Source organism: Litorivicinus lipolyticus, from assembly GCF_009650135.1.
GTDB classification, from domain to species: domain Bacteria; phylum Pseudomonadota; class Gammaproteobacteria; order Pseudomonadales; family Litorivicinaceae; genus Litorivicinus; species Litorivicinus lipolyticus.
On the sequence record NZ_CP045871.1, the window covers coordinates 1,135,333 to 1,146,648 of the forward strand.

Annotated in this window: 11 protein-coding genes; 8 read left to right on the forward strand and 3 right to left on the reverse strand. The window is 57.6% G+C overall.

The window, feature by feature from the left end:
* The first annotated feature begins 36 nt into the window (after positions 1-36).
* The gene (locus tag GH975_RS05855) at positions 37-1,338 is read left to right on the forward strand and encodes a hypothetical protein (RefSeq protein WP_153713627.1); all 1,302 of its coding nucleotides are present in this window, start codon (positions 37-39) and stop codon (positions 1,336-1,338) included.
* Here GH975_RS05855 and GH975_RS05860 read toward each other — a convergent pair.
* Positions 1,335-2,375 carry an acyltransferase family protein gene (locus tag GH975_RS05860; protein WP_153713628.1) on the reverse strand — a complete coding sequence of 347 codons (1,041 nt, stop codon included), beginning with the start codon at positions 2,373-2,375 and terminating at the stop codon, positions 1,335-1,337. The genes GH975_RS05855 and GH975_RS05860 overlap by 4 nt on opposite strands.
* A gap of 151 nt (positions 2,376-2,526) precedes the next feature.
* Here GH975_RS05860 and GH975_RS05865 point away from each other — a divergent pair, with 151 nt between their 5' ends.
* The 6 genes from GH975_RS05865 (at position 2,527) to GH975_RS05890 (ending at position 8,281) form a co-directional block, all read left to right on the forward strand.
* Positions 2,527-4,524, forward strand: coding sequence for a DUF1800 domain-containing protein (locus GH975_RS05865; protein ID WP_153713629.1), 1,998 nt, complete (start codon positions 2,527-2,529; stop codon positions 4,522-4,524).
* A 21-nt stretch (positions 4,525-4,545) separates the two neighbouring features.
* Positions 4,546-5,721, forward strand: coding sequence for a DUF1501 domain-containing protein (locus GH975_RS05870; RefSeq protein ID WP_153713630.1), 1,176 nt, complete (start codon positions 4,546-4,548; stop codon positions 5,719-5,721).
* A gap of 97 nt (positions 5,722-5,818) precedes the next feature.
* Positions 5,819-6,655 carry a glycosyltransferase family 2 protein gene (locus GH975_RS05875; RefSeq protein ID WP_153713631.1) on the forward strand — a complete coding sequence of 279 codons (837 nt, stop codon included), beginning with the start codon at positions 5,819-5,821 and terminating at the stop codon, positions 6,653-6,655.
* Entirely contained in the window at positions 6,655-7,098 is a 444-nt protein-coding gene (locus GH975_RS05880) for a glycosyltransferase family protein (RefSeq protein WP_153713632.1), read from the forward strand. Before GH975_RS05875 ends, GH975_RS05880 begins: the two co-directional genes overlap by 1 nt.
* Positions 7,095-7,577, forward strand: a complete 483-nt coding sequence (locus tag GH975_RS05885) for a glycosyltransferase (RefSeq protein ID WP_170272562.1) — start codon at positions 7,095-7,097, stop codon at positions 7,575-7,577. Before GH975_RS05880 ends, GH975_RS05885 begins: the two co-directional genes overlap by 4 nt.
* A 62-nt stretch (positions 7,578-7,639) precedes the next feature.
* Positions 7,640-8,281: a hypothetical protein gene (locus GH975_RS05890; RefSeq protein WP_211365851.1), complete on the forward strand. Its 642-nt coding sequence runs from the start codon at positions 7,640-7,642 to the stop codon at positions 8,279-8,281.
* Here GH975_RS05890 and GH975_RS05895 read toward each other — a convergent pair.
* Complete coding sequence (locus GH975_RS05895; protein ID WP_153713634.1) at positions 8,262-9,356, reverse strand: acyltransferase family protein; 1,095 nt, start codon at positions 9,354-9,356, stop codon at positions 8,262-8,264. The genes GH975_RS05890 and GH975_RS05895 overlap by 20 nt on opposite strands.
* A gap of 171 nt (positions 9,357-9,527) precedes the next feature.
* Positions 9,528-10,100: a hypothetical protein gene (locus GH975_RS12345; protein ID WP_153713635.1), complete on the reverse strand. Its 573-nt coding sequence runs from the start codon at positions 10,098-10,100 to the stop codon at positions 9,528-9,530.
* 325 nt (positions 10,101-10,425) lie between these two features.
* On the opposite strand from GH975_RS12345, the gene rfbA reads away from it, so the two are divergent.
* Positions 10,426-11,301, forward strand: a complete 876-nt coding sequence (rfbA, locus tag GH975_RS05905) for a glucose-1-phosphate thymidylyltransferase RfbA (RefSeq protein WP_153713636.1) — start codon at positions 10,426-10,428, stop codon at positions 11,299-11,301.
* The last annotated feature ends 15 nt before the right edge of the window (positions 11,302-11,316 follow it).

Consider the following 11,316-nt stretch of genomic DNA (forward strand, 5'->3'; position numbering starts at 1 on the left):
AATGGGTCCTTCTTTCATCGGTTTGATGAGGTACGCATGAGCTTTGCGGTCTTTGGTGTCTTTTTGCTATTGGTTTTGTTTGGTTCACTGCGCTGGCTGGTACCGACGCTGGTCGCCTTCGCGGTATTGGTGCCGTTCACCGAGGGGCTGGTGGTCGCAGGCATCGATCTAAAATACATCCGCCTGTTGTCGCTGGCCGGTTTAGTGCGGCTGATCGCGATGGGTCGCTTTAGCCTGGAACTCAACCAGGTAGACCGTGTTTACCTGTTTTGGGTGTTGTCAGGATTCGCCGTTTTTATGCTCGCGAATTTAAATGGAAGCTCGTTCGTATACCGGGCGGGGATGGCGTTTGATGGCTTGGTCTTGTGGGCCTTGGCACGCTGGGCTCTCAATGCCGATTGGTACGGAGTCGCAGTACGCGCGTTTACGGTCGCCTTAGTGTTGGTCTCGATCAGCGTTGCGGCGGAATTGTATTCCGGGTCGAACGTACTCGGCGCTATCGGCCAGCCGGACGCCCTGTGGCGTGACGGCAAGGCGCGCTTGTACGCGGCGTTTGATCACCCGATTTTGATGGGGTCATTTTTTGCCGCGGTGCTGCCCTTGGTGCTCGGGCTGTGGGTGACGCAAAAAATATCCAAGATCAGCGCTCTGGTCGCCGGCGCGTTGACCGTGATGATAGTGCTGTCCACGAGCTCATCCGGTCCGATTGCAGCGATGGCGGTGGGCGTACTGGCGTTTGCCGGCTTCAAGTTAAAGTCCTGGGTGTACCCCGGCCTGATCGCGCTGGTGCTAATTGCGGGCGTATTGCATTTTTTGGTGATGGAGCAGTCAGTGTGGCTGCTGCTGGGTCGGCTGGACCTAACCGGCTCCTCGACCGGCTATCACCGCTACTGGTTGATCGAGCAGACCGTCAATCACTTTAATGAGTGGTTTTTGGTTGGAACACGCGACATCTCGCATTGGAATGTGTGGGCTAACGACGTCACCTCTATGTACGTGCTACAGGCCATCACCGGTGGGTTGGTCGTTTTGGTCGCGTTCTTTTGGATGTGCTGGAAACTCTTTGTGCGGTTAGAAAACACCGAGTCCGTTGATCCAATCGCGTTGCCGCCGGTGCTGCAGTGGGGGCTGTTCTGTTCGTTTCTGACGCAACTGGCGTCGTTCATGAGTGTGGCGTATTGGGGCCAAACACTGGTGTTGTTTGGCTTTTGGGTCGCCCTGTATTCGTCGCTGCCTCGTCAGCGAACCGCGCAACCCCAGCAACAGTCGCGGCCGGCGGTGGTCGGATCGTCGCCTAAGTTCCAGCGCCCCGCGGTGTCACCGAGGTCGCTGGGCTAACTAGGACGGCCCCGAAGCCATCGGTCCATCGGGCGTTCCAGCATCCGGTAACTGGCGATGCCCACCGCGGTGCAAAAAACGCTGGCCGTCAGTATAAAAAGTAGCGCTTGAACGGTTGAGTCAGTCGGGGTAACAATCAATCTCCAAAGCTCCCGGTACAGCCCAAGCGCCAGAATATGGGTCAAGTAAAGCGAGTACGACGCGTTACCCAGCAACAGTGGCAGGCGCATAAAGCGAACGGGTCGAGTGCGTTCTAGTGCTAACACGCCGAGCACGATCAGCGCAGCCGGGATCCCGCGTGCCACGAAGCGCAGATCATTAATCCCGTCGAGTTGGGGCAGCAGTGCCATGCCGAGGGCGCCGGCGCCGATCATGGCCCACGCCACAGTAGGCGTGCCGATCATCGAGTCCTTGCGCAGAAACCATTTTCCGATGAGCACGCCGAACAAGAATTCGAGCATCACATTGTGGGTAAAGGTCACGACGACCGCGTGCGTTGAGTGGCTAACACGTCCGAGTAATACCAGGGAGATAATAATGCCGGCGATGATGAACGCCCTTGATCGCGTCAGCAGCGCCAGCGCGAATAGTGCGTAAAAGAACATTTCATAGTTGAGCGTCCAGCCCGGAACCAGGATCGGTGAGATTTGACCGGGAAAGGCGAGGCTGTAGTGGGGAATGAACAGTAGGGACATTGCGATGGTGGTGGCATCGATCTGGGTGGTCTTGAACAAGGTAGGCACCAGCCACACCAGTGCGCACACGACCAGGGTGACCAGCCAGTAAATCGGCGCAACTCGAATTAAGCGGTTTTTTAAGAACTGAAGCGCTGGCTGCGGTCGCAAATCAGTGATGTAGTACATGATGAAACCGCTAAGCACGAAGAACAGATCGACACCGCTGGGCCCAATTCGGTAGTCCGAAAGCTGGGCGCCGTAGGCATCGATTTGGCCGATGGCATGGTGGTACACGACCATCATTGCGGCGATGGCGCGCAAGTATTGCAATGAGGCTAGGGTTTGCGGTTGCGATGCCATGCGTAGGGGTTCCTTGTGGCGTCGGGTACTGCGTGATCTTGAGTCGTCATCCTAGTCGAGCGCAGGCCGTCTCGGTACGTCGCTTGGTCGGTAATGGTGATCTGAACAGCGGTACAAGGTGGTGGGTAGCCATTGGCGTCATGATTCGTGGATGACTGCTGTTCGATATTTGCTCTCTCTATTGCTGATCCTTGCATGGGTGGCCCGGCCGGGTATTGCCGGCGCCGCGCCGTCGGCATTGCTTGCGGTCGAAATGACGGCCTGGGAGTCGGCGTATGCCCAGCGCAAGTCCGGTTTCGACCCCTCGCCGCGCGAAGTCCGCGAGTGGACCGGTCAATCGAGGCAAGCATGGGTTGACCATGTCATGGCCAACCTCAATCCCGCGGCGACCATCCAAGCGCCGACCTGGACGGGACTGGCCGTCAGACACTGGGGGCATGGCGACCTGACCTCTAGCGACCGATCGAGCTTTGGAAAAGCGCGCCAAGCTGAGGTGCAAGCCCTTCGTGGATGGTGGTTTCAACAAATGTCATCGACCCGCTCGCCGCTTGCGGAGCGGATGGTGTTGTTATGGCACAACGCCTTTGTCGTGGCTTTTTCGGGCATGCGAAATCGTTCAGATGCGCTGTGGCAGCATCATCAAACCCTGCGGCAGCACGCGGTCGGGAACTACCGGGAGCTGCTCGGGGCGATGATTCGAGACCCGGCGCTGCTGATCTACCTCGACAACACCGCCAACACGGCGAAAAAGCCCAACGAGAATTTCGCCCGCGAGCTATTTGAAATATTCACCCTAGGGGACGGGCACTACACCGAACACGACATTCGTGAGGCTGCCCGGGCGCTGTCCGGTTGGCACGTCTCCCGATTCGGCCCGCTGCGTTTTGAGGTCAACCCCAGGGCCACGGACCACTACGGCAAGACAATTTTCAACCGGAAGGGCCGTTTCGACGGTGACGATCTAGTCGAGCTGATATTGAGTCAACCGGCCAGTGCTGAGCATCTGGTTAAACAACTTTGGAATGAGTTCGTCTCGAACGAGACGCCAGACCCCGATTTTGTAGCCCACCTATCCGGTGTCTTGGTATCTAGCGACTACGCGATCCGGCCGGTGCTAAAGGCGCTGCTGTCGTCGGAGTCCTTTTGGGATCCGCGTTGGGTGGGCACCAGTGTAAAGCCGCCTGTGGAACTGATTGTGGGGGCGCTGCGGTCGTCTCAGCGCCCGCTCATGACCACACAGCAGGCCACACAGTTGTCAGCCAAGATGGGCCAGGTGCTGTTTGATCCGCCCAATGTGAGCGGCTGGGGCTACGGGGAGTATTGGCTGGAACCCTCGTTGCTGGTCGAGCGCGACAGGGCGCTTGATGGTATCGCCGAGGGCACAATGAGCATGTCCGGCCGTATGGCCATGCAAGCGCCAGCCACGATCGCGACTCGGCCGCTTCAGGCCGGGACAACCCCGGAACTGCTGACTCGGGAATTGGTCTTGAGTTACTTCACCCCAGCGCGCGATGGCCAGCGCTTAGTCGTCGACGCAATTTTTGATGGGCTGGTATTCCAGGGCCGACGGTGGGATTTTTTTGGTGTGTCATTTGGGCAGGATAAAAACGGTGAGTACCTAATGACGATCACCCGCGATCGCTGCCGGCCGGCGTGTTTGTCGGTTTGGCCGATCGATGCTCGGGATCGAGGACTGAAGAACTTTACCCGCTTCTATTTGAGTGGCCGTGGCTCGGGCATGATGGAGGCGTTGCCGGCCGACGATTCAGCGCTAGTCAAGGCCCTGCTTAACACCGCGCCGGCGGTGCTGGCGCGTGTGCTCCAGAGCCCTCGTATGCGAACGGACGAGCAAAAACTCCAATGGAGCCTGCGCATGCAGGGGTTGCTAACGCAGGTCCAGGCGCGGTTTGGTGACCAGGCGATCCCGGTCCGCGAAACGGGTGAGGGTCTATGGCTTGAACCGCCGATTAAGACGGCCGGCCCGATCCAGCCGGCGGATTCCGTCGCCAGCTCCGGTGAATGGAGCGCACGGGCGCGTGAGTTGGGCCTGGCGTCCGACCTATCCGGCTGGATGTTGAGCACCGGCTCGACGTCGGCCATCCAGCAGTGGGCTATGGTGATTCGACACCCAGCTTTCCAAATCAAATAACCGAGTCTGAGCGGAGTGAACATGGACCGTCGGGGTTTAATCAAGGCACTGATCGCGGCTGGGCTGGTCAGCCCAACGGCGCTTCAGGCTGCACTGCGAACGGATTTTAAGTACCTGGTGTTAGTCGAGTTGACCGGCGCAAATGATGGCCTCAATACGCTGGCGCCTTTTGAGTCGGATGCCTACCACCGTCTTCGGCCGACTTTGAAACTTGCAACCGACCAAATTATCCGAGTCGGCGAAAGCCCGATCGTCGGACCCTTGGGCTTGAACGTTGAACTGGCCAAACTGGTGGACGAAGGCTGGGGCCAGGACATCGCGGTGGTCATGGGGCTTGGCTACCCGGCGCCCAATCGTTCCCACTTTTCATCGATTGCGTTGTGGGAAACCGGCGGTGATGGCTTGCAGGTACGTAATCGAGGCTGGGTGACCGATACGCTGGAGCGCCTGTACCCAGGTCAGCAGCGCATCCATGGCGTGACGCTCAGTCAATCGATGGGCTTGTTTAAAAGTGGGCGGGGCGTTTACACCAGCATCGCTAACCTGAATCAGCTCAAAGGCTACCAACCGGCCTCGATGGAGGCGACCAGTAACCCGTTGCTTCAGCTAATGGCCCAGCGCCGCTCGGATCTGAGTTTGGCCTCGCGTACGATTCGTGAAACGCTGGAAAGTTACGGCGCAAGCCGCCTGCCATTGCAACCGCGCTATAACCCCCTGGGCAACCAACTACGCGACGTAATGAGAATCATCGGCGCAGAGTTGCCGATTCCGGTACTGCACCTTCAGCATGGGTCGTACGACACCCATAAGTCGCAGAAATACCGTCATCGGAGCCTATTGCGAGACCTTGGGGAGAACCTGTCGTTGTTCAGTCGAGGCTTAAAGCAGATGGGGCGGTGGGATGACGTGTTGGTCGTGACTTATTGCGAATTTGGGCGCCGCGCACTCGAGAACGCAAACGGCGGCACCGACCACGGCACGGCGAACACGCATTTTGTTATGGGGGGGCGCGTCAACCCCGGGGTGTATGGCCGCCACCCGTCGCTGACCGAATTGGTCAATTCGGATATGCAGCACACATTGGATTATCGCGGTCTGTACGACCGGATATGCACGCAGTGGTTCGAAGATCCGCTTGAACGCTGGCAACCCTATCGAGAGCCGGATCTATCGGGTTTGATTCGGGCCCGTTCATAACTCGCACCTGATTAGCACCATGGGGCTGGGTACAACGGCGGCCCGGTGGTGCATTCGACTAGGCTTTACCCCGTAACTTCGGAAGGAAAACGACGACATGTTCAGTGCCATTGTACCCGCGTATAACGAAGCCCGAGTCATCGGCCGCTGCCTAGAGACGCTGTCCGCAGCGGCGGTAAAGCTCGGTGGCGACATTGTGGTGGTGTGCAACGGTTGCAGCGACGACACCGCGTCGGTCGCGTCGCACTACCCCCGGGTGCGAGTCCTGGTCACCGATATTCCATCAAAAGTACAGGCACTCAACCTTGGCGAGTCCGAGGTCTCGAGCTTTCCGCGGTTGTATTTCGATGCCGATTTGCAAATGACCACCGACGCAATCGTGGCGCTGGTCGAGCGCATGAGCTGTACTTCGGCGCTGTTGGTGGCGCCAAAAATGACCATGGATTTGTCGCGTTGCTCGTGGGTGTCCCGTCAGTACCATCAGTTTTGGTCGGCCTTGCCGGCGTACGCCAAGCGAATGGGCGGGGTCTATGGGCTGACCGAGCAGGGGCGCGGATACTTTGATCAGTTTCCAGAGGTCACCGGGGATGACGCCTATGTGCGATCGCTATTTTCAGCGGATCAGGTGGATATTCCGGCGGACATCGAGTTCCTGTGCGAGCCGCCAACGAACCTTCGCGACTTGCTTCAGGTCAGAACTCGAATCGTCCGCGGTGGCAACCAGCTTGAAGCGCAATACGGCGCGTCCCCTGAGGTCCCCACCAACGGCTTGGGCGATGTTATTGCACGGGTGGCGCGGCATCCCTCTGAGCTACTGGCAGCGGCGTGCTTTGTGTCGGTGACGCTATGGGTTAAATACCGGGTCAACCGCCAGCGCGGCCGCGGACACGCGCTTACATGGGAACGTGACCATTCAAGCCGGGTCAGCGGGTAGTGCGCGTACTGTTGGTGTCGTCGTCGGGCGGTCATTGGGTCGAGCTGATGCGGACACGCCAAGCCTTTGCTGGCCATCAGGTGCTGTTCGCGTCGACTGAACGTGCCTATGCAGCTGACAATCCAGACGCCGCCTTTTATTACCTGCCCGATGCGTCACGCTGGAGCAAGTTTCGTCTAGCCGTTCAAGCGCTGGCCTGTGCCTGGTTGATCCTTCGTACCCGTCCGGATGTTGTGGTCACAACGGGTGCCTCGGCAGGTTTTTTCTGTCTGGTGTTCGCCAAGGCACTGCGCAAACGCACGGTGTGGTTGGACAGCATCGCCAACTGCAGCGAAATCTCGATGAGCGGCCGCAAGGCGCAGCCCTATGCCGATCTGTACTTGACCCAGTGGCCGGAGCTGGTCGAAAGCAATGGGCCAAGCTTTCACGGGGCGCTGCTGTGATTTTTTTAACCGTAGGCTCGCAGTTGCCATTCGATCGTTTGGTCATCGCCGCGGATCAGTGGGCCGCCCAACACCCCGACACGCCGGTGATCGCCCAGGTTGGCCAAACGGATTACCAACCCCGTGCCTTAAACGTGATCGACACACTGAGTCCGAGTGACTACCTCGCCACCGTGCGTGAGTCATCATTGGTCTTGAGTCACGTCGGCATGGGCACCATCATCAACTGCTTGAACGAGTCCACACCCATGGTGTTACTGCCGAGGTCGTCCGCTTTGGCGGAAACGCGAAATGAGCATCAAGTCCATACCGCCGAAAAGCTTAATCGCTTTGCGCTGATGAACGTGGTGTGGGATGCGGACGACCTTGGTAACACGATCGATCGTTTGTTGAGCGCGCCGTCGGCGTGCATGAAAGAAACTATCGAGGTTGATGCGGCGCTGTTGAATAGGCTGCGCAACTTCGTTGACCAAACCTAGCCGAGCGCGTGGATCCGGCCACGGCGTACGGACCGATAACGCGATTAACACAGAGGCCGACCATGTTTACGAAAAATGCGCACCATTACTTACCGCCCGTTGCGTTCGATATCGCTAGAAAGCTGCGCGGGTACGATGCCCCGAACGTTTTGTTCGACAGCGACGACCGGGTCTTCAAGGATGCCGTCGCAGATTCGAACGTCTACGGGGAATACGGCTGCGGCAAGTCAACGACCTGGGTGTTAGCCAACACCTCGGCTCAGATCATTGCAGTAGATACCTCCAAAGAGTGGGTGGAAGTGGTCAAAAACAGCAATGCGAGCCACCGTGATCGACTCACCATTGGTCACGCGGATGTCGGTGATGTGGGTATGTGGGGCCGACCTTTGACCTACGAGCGCAAAGACTCATTTTCCCACTACACCGATTACCTGTGGCGCCAGGCCCTAACGCCGGATCTGGTGCTGGTGGATGGCAGATTCCGGGTTTGCTGCTTTTTGACCAGCCTCAAGTTCGCCCCAGCGGGCACTAAAATTATTTTCGATGACTACATTAACCGCCCGCACTACCACTTCGTCGAAAACTACGCCAAGCGGTCCCTGGTGTGTGGTCGACAGTGCCTGTTTATCGTGCCACCAAAAAATGGCATCGATATGGACGCGCTGGACAAAGATATTGATGGGTTCAGATACGTGATGGACTAGTGGTTTCAAACGCTGCGATTGCCCAAGGGTGGGACTTTAGCCGAAGGGCGGGTTGCTCTACCCACCGCCACGACAGGATCGCGAGGCTGAGTGAAATCAGCGTGGCTAGGGCAATGGACTGAGTCACCGTGGTGTCCGGGTTCAATACCATCAGTGTTTGTTGGACCGGGAACGCATAAATGTAAAGGCCATAGGAATAGTCGCCCAGGCGATTGAAGTTAAGCCACGGACCACGTGGTAAATACGCCAGGCTAAAGACCAGGTACGGCAGGGTGATAAAGTATCCCAGCTCGAATCGGCCAAGGAGTGCGGCGATTATCAGGGCGGCTGCGGCGCCGAGCGCCAGTGTGTGATTCAGGCGGATGTTTGACCGCCATAGGTAAAAAGCAGCGCCCACTACGAACCAACAAAACAGGCGAAGGCCCTTTCCGGGTTCGTGGCCCAGGTAAAGCATCCCCCAAATAAGCCCCCATGATCCCAGTGCGGCGAGTGTCACCCAAAAGCGCGACCCGAGCGTCGGAACTCGCTGTTGAATGTTTTGACTGACCGTCAATATCGCCACGATTACCACGTACATTCGAACTTCGTATGGCAGTGTCCAGAGCGATCCGTTGACCGCATTCGCATAGGGCGTGGTCGTGAACACCCCCGGCAACTGGTGTTCGATGCCAAAAAATAATACCGCGTTGCGGGCCAGGTACTGGTAGGTCGCCGGTTCGGTGAGGTAGGCGGCCGCGGAGAGGTCAGTGACGGCCAGGCCCAGCCCGAACACGGTAAGGCTCAGGGCGATGAGTAAGGCGGGATAGATACGTAGAATGCGTGCCCAAAAAAACAGCCAGGTATTTTTGCGCGCCATAAAGCTTGCGGTGATTAAAAAGCCGCTGGTTACGAAAAATATATCGACCGCCATCGTCCCTAACGTCAGGCCCAAGGTAGATTTGAGCGGTTCGGCGTCGCCGGTTCCGGCGACCAGTGCAAAACTATGAGTCAACAGCACTAAAAATGCCGCGATCAATCGGATGAGGTTGAAATTATTGTCCCGACCGTGGCAAAAGTCGGCGAGAGAGCGATTCATGGCAAGGGCCTCTGAGCAATGATTCGCAGTGTGCCAGTTGACGCTTTGACGGGGCTACGTACACAAGGCGTGGTGCCGGTTCAGTCTGTGTACTTGGGTCCTAAAGAGGGTGTGGTAACGAAAACGCCGGCATATAGCCGGCGTTTTTTCTTGCCTGGACCCTTGGGTCGATTAGGCCGCTTTTCGGCGAGCCGAGAAGCCAGCGAAACCAGCCAATGCCGTGCCAAACAGGATGGCCGCTGCGGGAATCGGTACCGCAGCAATAGCGATGTCGACGTTGCCGCCGGTGATGCCAGCCGACGGATTCAGCACCAGCGTGTAGATACCCGATAGACCAGCGAGTGAGGCGCTAAATTGCGGGCCGGCTGCGATGTTCAAGAATGACCCCCAGACCTCAACATCCGCGGCGTCTTTCAGCGATGCGTAAATTGTCGAGGTGGTGCTGGTCGAAGTGCCACTGGTTCCGCACAGCGGGTTGCCCAGGAACAGCAGGCTGCCGCCGTCGATAATGCCGCAGCTGTCAAACGACAGGTTAACGCGGGTGGGTGTGCCGTTGACGGCCACCGTGAGTTTGTCGTCGAGGCCCGGGAAGCTGCCGCCGATGGCATAGTTAGAAACCTGGGTAGGTTCGCCATAGCCGACGACCATGCTGTCTGGGAATACCACGTCGGCGCTTGCACCGGTGGCGGCCATTAAGCCGGCGGTTGCGAAAGCGGCGGCAGTTAGCGTGTGTTTAATGCTCATAGTGATTTACCTCTGTGGTGTATTAAGTGGTGAAGCGCTTAGAGCTTTGCAGGTTGCGTGCCAATTTTGAAAACGGGGTAGAACTGAGTGGCCACGGGGTTTTGGCCGATGATGAAGCGCAGGGCCGGCTCGGTCTGTCGATTTTCCTTACACATAGTGGGCTCAACACCGTCGTGAATCTTTCCACTTTCCGATGCTCGGCAGGCAGCGGTGACGCTACGGCGAACTGGTACTAATAACCCATGGGTGACGGCTTATTTTGGATATGATGCGGGCTCGCAGTGGCGGTTAGTGCCAATGCCTTGGGTAAAGGAGCGTTAGCGCAATGAAGGGAATTATCCTCGCAGGCGGGTCGGGGACTCGATTGCACCCGATCACACGGGGGGTATCGAAACAGATGCTGCCGGTCTACGACAAGCCGATGATTTATTACCCATTATCGGTGTTGATGTTGGCGGGCATACGCGAGGTACTCATCATCTCGACGCCGCACGACCTGCCCAACTTTGAACAGTTGCTGGGTGACGGCAGCGATTTTGGTATCTCACTCAGCTACGCCGAACAGCCATCCCCTGACGGCTTAGCCCAGGCATTTATCATTGGCGAATCGTTCATTGCAGATGACAGTGTTTGTTTGATTCTGGGTGATAATATTTTTTACGGGTACGGGTTCAGTGGCATGCTAAAAGCGGCGTCCCAGCGTCAACGTGGCGGCACGGTATTTGGTTACCACGTCAACGACCCTGAACGTTTCGGTGTGGTTGAGTTTGATGCCAACGGCCGGGCGGTCTCGATCGAAGAGAAGCCAACCCAGCCGAAATCGAATTATGCAGTCACGGGGTTGTACTTTTACGATAATCGCGTGGTCGAGCTGGCTAAACAGGTGACCCCAAGCGCCCGCGGGGAACTCGAAATTACCGACCTTAACAACGCCTACCTGGCGTTGGGTGAACTCAATGTCAGCGTGATGGGGCGTGGTTTTGCCTGGTTAGACACCGGGACACACGATTCGTTGATGGCGGCGGGCACCTATATACAAACGATCGAGCAGCGGCAGGGCTTGAAGGTGGCTTGCCTTGAAGAAATCGCGTTTCGAAACGGGTGGTTAAGCCGAGGCCATCTGCTCGAGTTGGGTCAATCCCTGAGCAAGACCGGGTATGGGCAATACCTGCTTCGGATTGTGGATGACCCTGCGTTTTGACGGGCAAAAAAAAGC